Consider the following 15,933-nt stretch of genomic DNA (forward strand, 5'->3'; position numbering starts at 1 on the left):
ATATAAGCTTTAAGATTAGTCCCCGCCGTTTAAGGCGGGCTTTTTTTATATTTGCAGCAGCAAATTCGCAAATAAAGAAGAACGCTCGGACAACGTATCAATTTGAATATGTTCATATTCTGCATGTATTCCTTTTCCGCATGCTCCTAATCCATCCAGCGTGGGAACACCAATGGCCGCTGTAAAATTGCCATCACTTCCGCCGCCCACAGCTGCTTCTTCCAATTTCATACCCAGTTTCGCCGCGATTGACTGAGCGCATTCAAATAGCTCTTCCGTTTGTTTAGACTTGACCATCGGAGGACGATTCATGCCTCCCGTTACTTCGAGCTTAATCCCTTTTAAAATGGGTGTTAAATTCAAAATAATATCCGTCATGCGTTTTGCTTCTTCTTCTGTAGAAACACGTAAATCCACGTGCGCTTCTGCATATTCCGGCACTACATTTGTACCGCTGCCTCCCGTAAATGTCCCAACGTTCACCGTTGTACCTTTTTCATAATCTGTTAAGCCCTGCAAGAAAATCACTTGGCGCGCCAGCTCTTCAATCGCATTGATTCCTTCTTTGTGGTGATTACCCGCGTGTGCTGCTCGTCCCCATACTTTTACGGTGAAAATCCCCGCTCCTTTGCGCGACGTTTTTAACGCACCTGAACCCGCCACCGCTGGTTCCGCTACTAGCACTGCTTCACTTCTTTGTGCTTCTTCTTCAATGTATTTTTTAGAAGAAATTGACCCAATCTCTTCATCCGAATTACAGAAAAACACAATTTTTTTATCGAGCGATAAGCCAAGCTCTTGAATCGCTTTAATCGCCCATATAGATTGTACAATGCCGCCTTTCATGTCTAAAATTCCCGGACCATACAGCTTGTTTCCCTCCGTTCTTAGACTCAGCCTTCCCTTTTCCCATACCGTGTCAAAATGACCGATAATTAAAAGCTGCTTTTCTCCTTCTCCAATCGTAAATTTCAAGTGGTTTCCTACTTCTTTTTCTTCTATGATTTCGTACCCTACCCCTAACCGCTTTTGAAACAGCTGCGTTAAATACATTCCACACTGATCTACTAACTCTTTACTGTAGGACGGTGATTCTTTTTTCACAAATCCAATTAAATCTTCAAGCATATCTTGTTCGTGTTCTTTTAAATAACTAAACACGCTTTGTTCTACCATTACCTGACTCAAATCAATTCCTCCTCCAAACAACCCCTGCTGCTTGCATTAAATGCTTTTATTTATTTTACGTATAACTATGTTCTACGTTTCACATAACGACCTTAAATTATCCTTAATTATAATGGTTTTCAGACAATTTTCCATCCTTTAAATACAGATAATACTTTAACTTATTCATAACCGACCGAAAATAGCCATAAACTTCAACAAATTCATACAAAAAAGCTTCAATCTTCAACAGATTAAAGCTTTCGTTTGACTAATTGACATTTATTTTAATATTTTTTCCTTTTGACTTCACACTCACAAAAACAAACATAGACACTAAAAAAATAAACAGAATAACGCCAACCATTTCAAAGTTTACTTCGGCCCATGGGTTAAAGAAAGTGAATGCTAAATAGAACGACACACCATACGCGAGGACAACAATAACCCAGCCCATCAAGCGGGAAGCAGATTGTCCAAATTTACTCGATTCATTCACCATTTTATGTACAATCATCGAATCGATTGTATCTGTAAGCATCATGCCAAACATAAACACTAGTCCCAACAAAAGCGGCGTATACTTGCCTGCGTTCCCTGCAGCTAGAGACCACACGGCCGTTTGACTGACCGTTTCGGCTGCTAAAGCGAACAATGCCCCTACAAGAATAATTAAAAAAGGATTCGTTGTTCCTTTTGCGATTTTCGGAATAAACTTCCCTTTTAATCCGCTCAGCTGAAACTCTTCTTCTTTATTTTTAGTTCGAAGCAAATGATATGTGTTTAATGTTCCAATCAGAAAGAGAGAGATAATGGATACCCAAGATGCAAAATGATCGAAATATGAAGGAAACGTAAAATTCTTCATCACCACGCCCAGCACCCCGGCCGTGACGGCCACCATTCCTCCATGACCTAGTGAAAACAGCGTTCCAACCCACGGGGCAAAACGGCTGCCCATTCTCCAATTATATCGGGTCTGGCCATCAATAAAAGCTAAGTGATCTGCATCCAATCCGTGCCTGATTCCTAATAAAAAGACAAGTAAAAAAACTGATAAACCTTCCATTTCCTACACTCCTTTTTTTAAAATAAAACGTAAAAAAGCCTCAATTCTATAGAAATTGAGGACGTGTCGGCATATGAAAATAAACAGCAATTGCTCACTGCGTACCTTGATACACCGCCTCTTTCCTAGAAGAGTCAAGTGTACAGAATAGGTAGGTCTCCTGGCTTGAGATCATCATTTTCTACCGCCTTCCCCATTTTGAGTGACGATAAGATAGAAAACTCCCTGCTTACAGTGGCTGGACCGCTCGAGATTTGCACTCGATTCCCTGTTACCTCTTACGCTATGTAAGAGCACCTAAACTGTGCGAATGATTCATTTTCTTCCTCATTATACTAGTACCGCTTACAAATGAATAGAGAAAATTCAAATAAAAAAGCCCTGCTAAGCTTTACATGCTTAGCAGGGCTTTTTAGAGCAATTAAACTACTTCTATCGTTACGTCTACGTTGCCGCTGATTGCTTTTGAATACGGGCAGTATGAATGAGCTAGGTCTACATATTTTTTCGCTGTTTCTAAATCTAAGCCTTCGATATGTGCTTCAAGCGCTACTTCAATTTTCACTCCTTGATCAGCTTTATCAGGAAGCAGCTGAACAGTAGCTTTTACTTCACTGCTTTTGATTTCTACGTTATGTTTTTTCAACATAAATTCTAACGCGCTGTTGAAACAAGCACTGTATCCAGCTGCAAACAGCTGCTCTGGGTTTGTTGCTGTTGTTGCTTCTCCACCAAGCGCTGGAGGTGTTGCAACGTCTAAGTTAAAGATGTTATCTAAAGAGTGAACTTCTCCTGTTCTTCCACCTGTGTTAACGACTGTTGTTTCATATAAAGCTTTCATGTATAAACCTCTCCTCTTTTTCATTAATTTTATTAAAAGTTTTTTATTTATCGTTTCTATGATTTAATTGTACACAATTTAATTTTAAAAAACAAGTATTAAATACGTTAAAAATTTCCCAATAAAAAAAGCCGCGTATTTGCGACTTTTTCTTAATAATATTGAGACTGTTCGTCATAAGCTGATTTTCGAAAAATAGACAAGTTGGTAATGGACCTCATCAGTTTCGTATTAAAAATAACATAATGAATAAACAGCGCCAGCACGCAGCCTAAAACGGCTCCTGTTAACACATCGAATGGATAATGAACGCCAACCCATACGCGTGAAAAGGCAATGAGTACGCCCATGACAACCCACATGCGTCCTGAACGTTTGAAATGCAGCCAAATGGTAAAAGTGATAACTAATGCAGATGTAGCATGATCGCTTGGAAATGAAGAATTTGCGGCGTGATCAACAAGCTGATTCACGTGGTGAGAGATAAACGGACGATCTCGATAAGCAAATAAACTAATCACTTTATTGATAATGACTCCTGTGGCACAAGCACACAAAGCTTGAAATGCTACAACACGGCTGCCGTTTTTATTAATAAGTAAAAACAAGCCGAGTAAAACGATAAGTACATACTGGGCATAATCTGCAAAGAATACCATCAGCGAATCTAGAGGCTTTACGTGTGAGGCATACTGATTCACCGCGTGGAAGATGGTATAATCTACTGAATTAATAGCTGATAACATAATCGAAATCCTTTCTTATTTTTAAATGTCATTAGCTATCTTATCAGTTTCTTGAGAAAATGAACATGTTTTTGTCAGAAGCTTCCTAACTGGTATTTATAAATAATGTATTCAGACTGAGTAGTAAACCAACGGACTTTCGCCCATTAACTCACCTGTGAGTGATCCACAATATTTTTTTGCAAAAAGATTTCCTCTAAAGAAGGTTCTTCGACGTGAACTTGATAAATGTCGATGCCGCATTGAATCAATTCGCGAATAATAAGAGGAATATTTCTTTCTTTTTGAAGCATCACTTTTGTGTACATGTGATGGTATTCAACTTCGGGACTCAACGTACGGAAAAACTGTTGAATATATTCTTTATGGCTGCTTGGGTAGGGATCATGTTTAATCATCACCGTTTTTTTCGCTTGATATTGAAAGCGCAGCTCTTCCATTGTACCTTCTATTAAAATGACCCCATTTTTCATAATCGCTACACGTGTACAAATCTTCTCAACTTCATTTAAATTATGAGACGTCATAAAAATTGTCTTGCCTTGATTTTGGAGTTCTCTTATTAGTTCATGAATGTGAAGAGCAGATTCAACATCTACTCCAGAAGTTGGTTCATCTAAAAAGATAAGATCTGGGTCTGCTACAATTGCTTGAGCAATTCCTAACTTCTTTTTCATTCCAAATGAAAACTTTCCAACTTTCTGATGCTCATGTCCTTCTAATCCTACTTTCTTCAGTACAATACTACAGTGTTCTTTCGAAAAACGATGGCCGTTTATCTTTAAAAAATAGCGCAAATGATTGAGCGCTGTCATCTCATCATAAAAGTTAGCATAGTCAGGAAGCACACCTATTTTCTTCTGAAGCTCTAAATCAATATCACTCTGTCCCAGCAGCGTAAATTCTCCTGCTGAAGGAAATGAAACGCCGGTAAGCATATTAATAAATGTAGACTTTCCTGCTCCGTTTCTTCCTAAAAATCCGTAAATTCCCCCTTGTGGTACCTGTAAATTAATACCGTTAACAACTGTTTTAGATCCATATTTTTTAGTTAATTTACTTGTTTCAATAGCATACATATTATACTTCTCTCCTTTTAAAACTCCAAAGTGCCGTACATAAACAAAGTGCTGCAAAAATAAGAAGAACTGTTAGATACCCTTTCTCCAGCTTTAAATAGTAGTAGGGTGTCACATACTTAAACCATGCAATGTACGCTTTTGATGAAAATATGCTCCACACGCTCAGTACCGGTAGAACAAACGATAAAATAATTGATAAAAACATAGTATGAGTTGGGCTTGGCATTAAAGCTGAAAGCATTAAAACAAATGAAATGATACAAACGGTGAATAGCAGGCACTCTAAAAATATATAAAAAGAAAAATGATGCGAAATAAACACAATCAGTAGAAATGAAATAGAGATACAAACAAGCCAGAAACAGCAAATACCTAAGAATTTTCCTAGTACAATACGCTCTCTTGATGTTTTGGTAACTAAAAACCTTGCTGTTCTTGTTTTAATTTCTTGATTAATAACATTATGAGAAAGACTTGAAATAAATAAAGGTCCGAACCCGAGAAGCATCACCAAAATTCCCCCGTTGGCTCCATCTTGAATCTGTGCACTCGTCAGTTGACCTCCAAGTTGACTAACTATATGGGCTATTCCATAGGAAGCACCGCATACGATTAAGATAACGATAATTGATTTAATACTTTTAAATAAGCTTTGAAACTCTTTTACACTAATAGCCCACATTTTTAAAATCTCCTTTTAAATAAATTTGACTGCTATCATCCAACAAAAGGATGATTTACTTCCGCCGGTAAGGCTTTTTTTTCTTTGGGCTTTCCACTCCAAGAAAAATTTGTCCATATACGCAGTAGCTTTTCCACCGGTCCAGTTTGAAATTTTTGCACGTACATATAGCTGCTGATAAGCTGAATTCCGTAAATACCTATGCAGACAAAAATCCCTGCAATCATGCCGAGCTTTCCGAAATAACCTAATCCGTAACCGTAAAAAATCGTCGTGCATATGACCGTTTGCATTAAATAATTACTAAGCGATATCCTGCCTACACTTTCAAAAGCCTTTATCAAAAATGACTTCTCGTATTTCGCATATAACCAAGCAAAGCCTGCAATATAACCAAGAGATAGAAGACTTCCACCTAACATATGTGTAGAACCAGCCCAATTCGCATCTGGCCATACGTACATAGTCCCTTTTAACAGCAAGCCAAGCGGAATCAGCGCGGCTGCCCAACGGCCATACTGTTTTTGATTAGCTGAAACATCGTAAAACCACTTTTTCTTTCCTGCATACATACCAAATAAAAACAAAGCGCCCATTATAAATGGCGTAAACAAGAAGGCAAAAGCAAATTTATATCCTGCTATATTCATCGGATCAACATTGTTGCGGTGGTCTTTAATCTGTTCATAAGTTCCACTTCCATACACATGAATCGTATCTTTTACATATGTCGTAAGCGTTTGTTTATCGCTAAGAAGATACATATTATCGTTTAATGAACCGTATCCGGATGCTCCTGTAAGGACCAGCAAAATCGATGCCCACACCAAAAGTGTTTTGGCTTTACGCTTTAAAAAGAAAAGTAGTAAAAATACTCCCATCATTCCGTAAAATGTAAGAATATCTCCTTCCCATAAAAACACTCCATGCAGTAAGCCAAACCCTAGAAGTAGAAGAAAACGGCGAAAGAAATGCCTTTTTACCCCTAGCTTCCTTCTTTCTAAGCTTTCTTTCATCTTCACCATTGAATAGCCAAATAAAAAGGTGAAAATCGGCATAAAACTTTCCTCTACCGCGACTTTTAAAAAGACATAGGCTGCTGAATCACTTGGTGATAGCGAGAAGAGATGAATCATATCCTTTCCGTAAATGCCATATTGAAAAATCAGCATATTCGCTAGTAAAATACCAAACAAGCTGAATCCTCTCATACTATCAATTACTTTAACCCGCCTAAAATCATTACTCATCCTTTTAACTCCTTTACTATGTGTCTGTGCATTTAGTATATGAAATGAAGTTTTCAAGAAAATAACCAGGAGATTATCTTTTCCTTAACATTTTCCAATTTTGTTAATCTTTTCGTAATGTTCTTATGCTAAAATCGAATACGTATGAAATGAAACAGAGGTGATTTACGTTGGAAGATGCGTCTATATTGCTAGTTGATGATGAAATTGCCATCGTCAAAATGCTGGAAACAGTATTAAAAAAAGAAGGATTCAACCAAATTTATAAAGCTCACACCGCTCAAGAAGCGCTGGATGTTTTACATAATCAAACAATTGATATTATTTTGTTGGACGTAATGCTTCCCGATCAAAGCGGATTTGATATCTGTCCTAAAATTCGTGAGCTCTCAAACGCGTATATTTTATTCATAACAGCCAAAGTATCCGACCTGGACGTACTAACGGGTTTCGCCATGGGAGGAGACGACTACGTAACTAAGCCGTTTAATCCTTTAGAAATTGCGGCACGAATTAAAGCACGACTGCGCAGAAAGCAAGCGCTGACTGAAGGAACTTCTATAAGAACGGAACCACAATCGTCAAATCGCTATGAGTTTGATCGTTTTACTGTAGATGAATCGGCAGGAGAACTCATTGTGGACGGTCAAACGGTTTCTTGCCCCGCACAAGTGTTTTTATTGCTTCTTCACTTTTGTAAAAATATGAATATTGTTCTTTCTAAATCACAGCTTCTTGAAGCCGTCTGGGGATATAATCAGTTTGTAGACGATAATACAGTAACCGTGCATATTCGAAGAATTCGAGAACGAATTGAAGATAATCCTAGCAACCCAAAACATTTAGTTACGGTACGAGGGCTTGGGTATAAATTAGTGAACGGAAAAGCGCTATGAAATCCATTAAAAGAAGGTTGACCTTTCATTTTTCATTTCAGTTTATTGCGATTATTGCATGTGTTTGCTGCGTTCTTTTTTGCGCTTTAATGTTTCTAGCTTATTACCTTTCAAAGCAAGATATAAAAAGAGACTTACCCTCTGGATCACTTAGCGTGTTAACGGGGGATACAACAGTTGAAGGTGGAAAAGCAACCGTTTCAGATGATTTAGCAAAACAACTTAAACAAGAAGGACTATGGTACCAAGTACTGAACAAACAAGGAAAAGTAATTGGAGAAATTAACTCCCCAAAAGACTTACCTAAGCACTACGGTCTTTCAGAGTTATTAGAAATGGATAAAACCAAAAAATTTAAAGGCTATAATGTAGTAACAGAACTTGATACCTTTTTGACTACACCTACTTATTATATTTTGGGCTATAAAAGTGATTTAAAAGACCAGCTATATGCTTTGTATGCTGAATACAATAAACAAAGTGTGCCTCCCAAAAGCGATATCCCTCTTATCAAAAAGGCGTTAAAAGAAAAAGATGCTTCGCTTCAAATTTTAAATGAGAAAGGTGATATCTTAGCTTCAATTAGAATGTCTAAAGAAAAAACACGTTACGATCCTTTAGAAATTATTTCCCGAAAAATTGAACAAGATAAATATGATTCAACAGCTACTGTATTCCATGATCCAAAGAAGAAAATTTCATGGGTTTTTTACACTCCTAATAATTACCACAGTATAACCGATGAATCTATTATTCGAAAAGCTTGGATGATCTCCATCATCGTGGCTGTTTCCGTTCTTATAGCCACCATCGCTTTCTCCATCTGGAACGCTTTTCGCTACGGCGGACCCTTACTTCTCTTCACCAGCTGGCTTGGGCGCATGGGAAGCGGAAACTATTCAGAAGTGCTAACACAAAAAGAGCGGAAGCGCGTCTTTCGGAAGAATGGAAAAGTACGCTTTCAATATCGTCTGTATTCAGAAGTAATCACCGCTTTTTATGAGATGGCGGAGCAGCTTAGCTTAGCTGAAAAAGAACGAAAGCAGCTAGAAACTACTCGCGAAGAATGGATGACGGGAATATCACATGATTTGCGCACACCTCTTTCGACGATTCAAGGATATGGGCATATGCTTGAAAGCGGCCATTACAATTGGAACGAAGAAGAGTTAAAAGAAATTGGCCAAACACTCCGTGATAAAAGTGAATACATGGTGGAGCTTGTAGAGGATTTTTCATTGGCCTTTAAGCTTAAAAATAACGTGGTTGTTTTAGAAACAAAAAAAGTAGACGTTCATCAACTACTTCAGCATATTGTTTTAAAATTCGTTAACGATAGAACCATTGAAAATGTTCACTTCTCTTATGTGCCCGCTCATCTTCAACCTTTTATTCAAGCTGACCCGCGCTGGTTTGAACGAATGCTTGATAATTTAATTTTTAATGCTATTAAACATAACCCTAAGAACACTACCATTACAATTTCGACCGCGATAAAAAGTGACCGCGTCTTGATTACGATTCAAGATGATGGAATTGGAATGGATGAAGAAACGCAGAAAAATTTATTTGACCGCTATTACCGCGGCACAAATACAACGGAAAAAACAGAAGGTGCTGGACTTGGCATGAGCATCGCAAAAGCTATTTGTGAACTTCATAAAGGCCATATCGAAGTAAGATCTACTCTTCACGAAGGCACTGCCATTATCTTGCACCTTCCTCTTTCAGCAGATCAGCAGCCGGACTAACCTCCGGCTGTTTTTATACACCTCCAATCTCTCCGTGCTATAATGTACGCAACTATACATAGACACAAGGGGGAATTTTTGTTGAGTAAAGGCAGAATTTTAATTGTAGAAGATGAGCGCAAAATTGCTCGTTTAATTCAGCTCGAGCTTGAACATGAAGGGTACGAAACGGGCATGGCTTACACGGGAACAGAAGGATTGGCAGAGTTTCAAGAACACGATTGGGATTTGCTGCTTTTAGATGTGATGCTTCCTGAACTGAGCGGACTCGAAGTACTTCGTCGCATTCGAGCAAATGATGATCAAACGCCCGTTATCTTATTAACAGCTCGAGACGCCCTTCCTGATAAGGTAAGCGGACTAGATTTAGGAGCAAACGACTATATTACAAAGCCTTTTCAAATTGAAGAGCTTTTTGCACGCATTCGCGTATGGCTTCGCCATCCTGCATCAACATCGCCTGCTGAACAAGAAACGGCCACTCTTCAACTAGGCAATTTAGTCGTCAACGAAAAAACGCGAGAAGTTACGCGTGAAAATGAAGCTATTGAGCTGACTCCTAAAGAATATGATTTGCTTGTCTATATGCTTCAAAACAAAAATCAAGTGCTGAGCTTTGAACAGCTTCTTACAAACGTTTGGGGATTTGATTATTACGGAGACACAAATATTGTATACGTATACATTCGTTATTTACGTAAAAAGATTGATGCTTCATTTTCAACTCCTTACATTCAAACAGTGCGCGGCGTTGGCTATATGCTTAAGGAGTAGCTTATGAAACTACAAACAAAGATTATTCTTACATCAACTGCGCTGCTTTTTATTCTGCTAGTGATTGCAAACAGTTCGATTTACTTCATTTTCAAGAAGACCATGGAAGACAATGCAATTGAACGTTTGCAAGCAGAAACAAGCAATGTAACAAATGGGCTAAAGCAAACGAGTGCGACGGTTAAACAAGCCAACTTGCTTCGTGCCTATTTGCCTCCTAACGGAATGATTCGTATTTTACCCAAATCCGGCAGTCCTTTAGTTGTATCCGTTACGGATCAAACGAAAGAGCTTCAGGACTTACCTTATTCCTATTATTCAAATGAACAAACAAGCATCAAAGAAGATGACGGCCATCTATACGCGATTTCACACACCCCTGTCATTTGGACGAACGGTGAAGTTGTTTCTTTGGAAGTCACGGAACAACTGGCAGATGTGGAACAATCTCTGCAGACATTAAAATTTATCTTGCTCATTGCCTCTCTTGTTATATTAATTCCAACTATATTTGCTGGACGGCTTTTAAGTAAAATTATTTTGCGGCCTATCAAATCTCTTATTCATACTATGGAAGAAATTCAAGTGTCTCGCACATTCAAAAAAATTGACCTCTCTGCTCCTTCTAAAGATGAGTTAGATCAAATGGCCAACACCTTCAATAATATGATGGATTTATTAGAGGAAAACTATAAAAAGCAAGAGCAGTTCGTATCCGATGCTTCTCATGAATTAAAAACACCCCTGACCGTTGTAGAAAGCTATGCCAATATGCTAAAACGATGGGGAATGAAGCGTCCAGATATTTTAGAAGAAGCCATCGAAGCCATTCACTCTGAGTCTTTACGCATGAAACAGCTTACGTCTCAAATGCTGGTGCTTGCGAAAGATGAGTCTCAGTGGGAGATTCACATGGAACACGTAGATGCGGCGGCCGTCTGTAACCAAACAATCAAGCATCTAGAACAAGCTTTTGAACGAACCATTTATTTAAATATAAAAACGGATCATCCCGTCGTAACAGCGGATGAAAAACGCTTAAAGCAGCTGCTGTACATCCTCTTAGATAATGCCATTAAATATAGTGAAAAAGCGGTAGAGGTAACCATAACAAGAAGCGAAAGCTTTATGATTACGGTCACAGATCAAGGAATTGGTATTCCAAAAGAAGACTTATCAAACGTGTATGAACGCTTTTTTCGCGTAGATAAAGCAAGAAATCGAGAAACCGGTGGTTCTGGACTTGGATTATCCATTGCTCGAAAGATTGTAGAAGCTCATAGCGGGCGTATTGAGATTAGTAGCCAAGAAGGAAAAGGGACATCAGTGACGGTTTGCTTTCCTCTTTGATTTCTCGCCTTTTCTTAGAGATTTTTAAGAATTGCCTGCTATACTACTTTTTAAGATACTGGAGGTGAATGTATGAAGAAAACGGTGCTTTTTATACTTATTTTTCTTGCTGTTGGTTCAGCTTGCTTTTACGGAATAGCAAAAGCAGTGAATCGGCCTGATACAATTTTATCCGAATCTGACGTCAGCAGTATGATTCAGCAAAAATATGGCGGCACTATTGAAAATGCAAGCTTTTCTCAAAAAAATGATGAACCGATTTATCGAATCACTTTGCTTAAAGATGATATTCCATACCACATCACAGTAAATGGAGAAAATGGAGAAGTCCAGTCATTAATCAAACAAAAAGTAGAGAAACAAACGTCTACTCAAACTAAAAATGATACAGAAGAAGAGCAAAAAAAGAGCGAGCAGCCACCAGTTTCTCCTACATCCGACGAGCCTCTCATTTCAATGGAACAAGCAAGAGACATTGCTTTACAAAAAGTAAAAGGAACGTTTTCCTCAGTTGAAATAGAAGAGGAAGAAGACCAAACCTTCTACGAAGTCGAAATTGATCAGTCTAAAACAAGAGAAGCTAAAGTGATGATCAATGCTTACTCCGGACATGTAGATTCCATCACCTATGAAAATGACGATGATTAAGAGTACAGCGGAAAGCTGTGCTTTTTTTATCCATTTTTATTTATTTCTAAGAAAATTTTAAACTTCTTCTTCTTTTCCTTTAAAGTTCATTGGCTAAGATAGTCTTAACAACAAATCGAGGAGGCCATAACATATGAAAGTTATTACAACCGTTTTAGCCAGTGCAGTACTAGTCGGTGGATTAGGTGCAAGCGCATATGCAATGACAGACCAGTCCAAAAGCAATGATAAGAAGCAAACCACAACGATTGAAGAAGCAAAGGCAAAAGACATTGCCCTTCAAAAAACAGATGGCGGCGACATTACAAATATCCAATTAGCCATAGATGACGGCGTTAAACAATATGAAATAGACATCACAAAAGGTAATAAAGAATACGATGTAGACATTGACAGCAGCAGCGGTAAAATCATTGAATTTGATGAAGAGCAAAAAGACGATGAAGATGAGAAAGAAGAGAAACTTCAAAACGTTTCCCCTGCTATTTCATTAGATCAAGCGATAAAAACAGCTTTAAAGAGTGCTAAAGGAACGGTCAATGAAACGGATCTAGATCAAGAAAACAACCGTTTAGTATATGAAATTGAAATTGACACAGCCGATAAACGTGAAGCAACTGTTTCAGTAGATGCCAAAAACGGCGGCGTGATCAGTGTAGAACTAGATGATTAATAGAAAAAGCACACTCCAAAAGGAGCGTGCTTCTTTTTTTATACCGCTAATTTAATAAACGTTAATACAATACCAATCAAGAATCCACATAGAGCTCCGTTCACTCGAATCCACTGCAAATCTTTTCCGACATTGTTTTCCATCATATCCACAAGTGTTTCATCATCTAATTTATCTAAGTTTTCTTGAACAAGCTGTCCAATTTTCGAATGATTCTCTTCTACAAAGCTCATGATTTGCTTTTGAATAGCCGTATCAATTGCTTCTTGACGCTGTGCATCCTCTTCAAGAGCATTCAGCCAGCTCTCTACGTAAGGAACGGCGTAGCTTTTCATAAATTCAGGGCTTTCAATGAATGCTGTCACTTTCGCTTTCATTTTATCGACGATTTCTGTTAATTTGTTCGTTACATTTAATTCATGAATCGTTTTTTGTTTCCATGCTTCTAATTTTTCAAGAAGTTCTTCATTCTGCTCCAAGCCTTGCAGCTCTTTTCTAATTCCATTGACCAAAGCAAGGCGGTATTCATCATCTTCGTTACGAAGACGTCCTGTAATAGAAAGCAATAAATTTTGCAAAATAGACCCTAGCTTCTCTTCATTAATCATGCTTTGAAATGATTTGAGAGCAAATTGTAAAATCCCATCAAGCTCAATATTATCAAGCGCATTTTTAGCAATACTTCCGAGCTGATACTGCGTTTCTTCTTTTTTAATCCAGCTCTCTCCTTTATTTAAAAGAACATCAAGCGCTTTTTCATCATACTGATTTTTTACCACTTCTCCAACAATCGAATGCACAATAGGCTTTAACTCTATTGCTAAAAGCGATGATTTGAGCTCTTTTTCAATAATAGGAACGACTTTCTCTGTATCCACACGATTAATCGCATCAACAAGCAGTGCTGTTCCTTTTTGTTGAATTGTTTCCGAATGAACACCTTTTCGAACAATCGGAAGCAAACGCTTTGTAAATGCAATTCTTTTTACTTTTTCTTGAATACTTTCTTTTGACAGCCAGTCGTTTTCAAGCGTTGAGACTAGCCCTCTTGTAATACGCTGTCTGTTTTTAGGAAGCAGCGCAGTGTGTGGAATAGGAATGCCTAAAGGGTGACGAAAAAGAGCTGTAACGGCAAACCAATCCGCTAATCCGCCGACTAACCCAGCTTCGAACCCACCTTGAAGCAACCGACCCCAAATTGAATCACCAAAAGGCATTGTGGCAACGAAGCCCACTCCCATAATCGCCAAAGAAATCACGGCTAAGTGCTTTGATTTCTTCTTTGGGTTTGTTGTAAATACATTATTTGATTCCATTATAGTCCTCATCCTTTATTTATTTAACTAAACATTTCATCTAGAAATATGTAACGTGATACAGAAACTTCCACAAAAAAAAGAAAGACAAGCTTTTACCCTCGTCTTTCTAGTATATTGCCTTTTTGCTATACTTCAAACTTTTTTTCTTTTCGACTTTTATTAATAAATGAAAAAATGAGGAGTACGACCAAGATAACCGCACATACGCTTGATCCAATCACATTGTTTTTATTAAACATAAACGATACAAAAATAACAAGCAGTGCTGCTGTTGCAAAAAGCGTTGTATAAGGAAAACACTTTAATGCGAAAAACGGCTTTTCTTTATACCCTTTACGCAGCTTTAATTGAGCTAAACAAATGCTTACCCAAATAAGAATAATCGTGAAGCCCGGAATGGTCATTAAATAACTAATTACATTATCCGGTGTTTTATAAGCTAAAAACACACCCATTAAAATACAAACAGCCGTAATCATTAAACCATTAATCGGAATACCGTTTTTTGAAACTTTTAAGAAGCGCTTTGATGCTTCTCCGCTTTGAGCCATAGCATAGAGCGTACGCGAAGTTGCATACATCCCTGAATTCGCTGCTGATAAAACGGCCGTTAATAAAACGAAGTTCATAATATGAGCCGCACCCGGCAGTCCGGTGATACTAAACACTTGGACAAATGGACTGTCTTGTCCTGATACAGAATTCCAGGGCATAAGGCCGCAAATAATTAAAATAGGCAAGATGTAAAAGCCAATCACTCGCCATACTGTGCCTTTGATCACTTTCGGTAACACGTTTTTCACATCTTTTGTTTCCGTTACGGCCACACCAATTAATTCAGCTCCGCCGTAAGAGAACATCACAATTAAAAAGGCACTCAGCACACCGCTCATGCCGTGAGGAAAAAAGCCTCCATGAGCCGTATAATTTGCCCAGGGGTTTTGCACATCACTTGGAATCACACCGAATAAAATGAAAGCTCCCAAAATGATAAAAGCAGTAAGAGCAATTACTTTAATACCGGCAAACCAAAACTCAATTTCTCCGTAATACTTCACTTGAAATAAATTCATCCCTACAATTAGCACTGCACAGAGAAAGCTTAAGAGCCAAAGAGGTACAGAAGGGAACCAAAACTTCAAAAAGCTTCCTCCCGCAAGCAGTTCAACAACTGTCACGACAATCCAGTTCACCCAGTACAGCCACCCTACAATAAAAGAGGTTTGCGTACCGAATGCCTTATGCACTAAATTTTGTACGTTCATATTCGGATAGACAATTGCCATCTCCGCCAATGCTGTCATTACAATAAATAAGATAAGACCGCCAAATAAATACGCCAGTACAACACTTGGTCCTGCAATACCTAGCGTATCAGCACTGCCTTTAAAAATGCCTGTCCCAATCATACCGGCAAGCGCAATGAGCTGCACATGACGAGGCAACAGACCTTTTTTTAAATTTTGATCTTGTTTTTCCATGATGCCCGTCCCTTCTGTTCATTTTACGTGTTAGTTTAACCAAATCACTTCTTGCGCAAAAACCCCTACCGGATATTCAGTAGGGGGTGAACCAACACTGTTTTTCTTCTCTATGATGAATGAAAATGATCTGATTTTACCACTGTTACTTTAGTCATTTTATGCGTTGAATCAATACATTGTCAATGTTATTTATTTTCCAAA

15 protein-coding genes and 1 riboswitch are annotated in these 15,933 nt (G+C 38.2%); of the genes, 6 read left to right on the forward strand and 9 right to left on the reverse strand.

The genetic code is table 11. From position 1 onward, the window contains the following. Positions 1–45: 45 nt before the first annotated feature. The 7 genes from ACFX4W_RS07530 to ACFX4W_RS07560 form a co-directional block, all read right to left on the reverse strand. Positions 46–1,209, reverse strand: a complete 1,164-nt coding sequence (locus tag ACFX4W_RS07530; RefSeq protein ID WP_043975748.1) for a M20 family metallopeptidase — start codon at positions 1,207–1,209, stop codon at positions 46–48. Positions 1,210–1,438: 229 nt separating this feature from the next. Then, positions 1,439–2,236: a HoxN/HupN/NixA family nickel/cobalt transporter gene (locus tag ACFX4W_RS07535; RefSeq protein WP_043975750.1), complete on the reverse strand. Its 798-nt coding sequence runs from the start codon at positions 2,234–2,236 to the stop codon at positions 1,439–1,441. A 133-nt stretch (positions 2,237–2,369) separates the two neighbouring features. Continuing rightward, positions 2,370–2,552, reverse strand: a riboswitch (cobalamin riboswitch). A gap of 105 nt (positions 2,553–2,657) precedes the next feature. Beyond that, a complete protein-coding gene (locus ACFX4W_RS07540; RefSeq protein WP_165575634.1) occupies positions 2,658–3,077 on the reverse strand; it encodes an organic hydroperoxide resistance protein in 420 nt (139 codons plus the stop codon). Positions 3,078–3,229: 152 nt separating this feature from the next. Next, a complete protein-coding gene (locus ACFX4W_RS07545; RefSeq protein ID WP_043975754.1) occupies positions 3,230–3,823 on the reverse strand; it encodes an undecaprenyl-diphosphatase in 594 nt (197 codons plus the stop codon). 146 nt (positions 3,824–3,969) lie between these two features. Further along, the gene (locus ACFX4W_RS07550; protein WP_280558983.1) at positions 3,970–4,902 is read right to left on the reverse strand and encodes an ABC transporter ATP-binding protein; all 933 of its coding nucleotides are present in this window, start codon (positions 4,900–4,902) and stop codon (positions 3,970–3,972) included. Position 4,903: 1 nt separating this feature from the next. Further along, entirely contained in the window at positions 4,904–5,587 is a 684-nt protein-coding gene (locus tag ACFX4W_RS07555) for an ABC transporter permease (RefSeq protein ID WP_043975758.1), read from the reverse strand. 35 nt (positions 5,588–5,622) lie between these two features. Continuing rightward, entirely contained in the window at positions 5,623–6,837 is a 1,215-nt protein-coding gene (locus ACFX4W_RS07560) for a DUF418 domain-containing protein (protein ID WP_043975760.1), read from the reverse strand. Between the two features lie 170 nt (positions 6,838–7,007). Here ACFX4W_RS07560 and ACFX4W_RS07565 point away from each other — a divergent pair, with 170 nt between their 5' ends. From ACFX4W_RS07565 to ACFX4W_RS07590, 6 genes are all read left to right on the forward strand, one after another. Further along, positions 7,008–7,733, forward strand: a complete 726-nt coding sequence (locus ACFX4W_RS07565; RefSeq protein ID WP_043975761.1) for a response regulator transcription factor — start codon at positions 7,008–7,010, stop codon at positions 7,731–7,733. Continuing rightward, positions 7,730–9,484 carry a sensor histidine kinase gene (locus ACFX4W_RS07570; protein ID WP_043975764.1) on the forward strand — a complete coding sequence of 585 codons (1,755 nt, stop codon included), beginning with the start codon at positions 7,730–7,732 and terminating at the stop codon, positions 9,482–9,484. Before ACFX4W_RS07565 ends, ACFX4W_RS07570 begins: the two co-directional genes overlap by 4 nt. A gap of 42 nt (positions 9,485–9,526) precedes the next feature. Then, entirely contained in the window at positions 9,527–10,258 is a 732-nt protein-coding gene (locus ACFX4W_RS07575; protein WP_272767659.1) for a response regulator transcription factor, read from the forward strand. Positions 10,259–10,261: 3 nt separating this feature from the next. Continuing rightward, on the forward strand, positions 10,262–11,608 hold the full coding sequence (locus tag ACFX4W_RS07580) for a HAMP domain-containing sensor histidine kinase (RefSeq protein ID WP_043975768.1): 1,347 nt from the start codon (positions 10,262–10,264) through the stop codon (positions 11,606–11,608). 72 nt (positions 11,609–11,680) lie between these two features. Further along, a complete protein-coding gene (locus ACFX4W_RS07585; RefSeq protein WP_121946235.1) occupies positions 11,681–12,256 on the forward strand; it encodes a PepSY domain-containing protein in 576 nt (191 codons plus the stop codon). A 133-nt stretch (positions 12,257–12,389) separates the two neighbouring features. Continuing rightward, a complete protein-coding gene (locus tag ACFX4W_RS07590; RefSeq protein ID WP_043975773.1) occupies positions 12,390–12,929 on the forward strand; it encodes a PepSY domain-containing protein in 540 nt (179 codons plus the stop codon). 38 nt (positions 12,930–12,967) lie between these two features. Here ACFX4W_RS07590 and ACFX4W_RS07595 read toward each other — a convergent pair whose 3' ends face one another. Then, on the reverse strand, positions 12,968–14,245 hold the full coding sequence (locus ACFX4W_RS07595) for a DUF445 domain-containing protein (protein WP_280558982.1): 1,278 nt from the start codon (positions 14,243–14,245) through the stop codon (positions 12,968–12,970). Positions 14,246–14,373: 128 nt separating this feature from the next. Beyond that, complete coding sequence (locus tag ACFX4W_RS07600) at positions 14,374–15,729, reverse strand: amino acid permease (RefSeq protein WP_043975776.1); 1,356 nt, start codon at positions 15,727–15,729, stop codon at positions 14,374–14,376. Positions 15,730–15,933 lie beyond the last annotated feature (204 nt).

It is taken from the genome of Priestia sp. YIM B13489, assembly GCF_042787645.1.
GTDB lineage: Bacteria > Bacillota > Bacilli > Bacillales > Bacillaceae_H > Priestia > Priestia megaterium.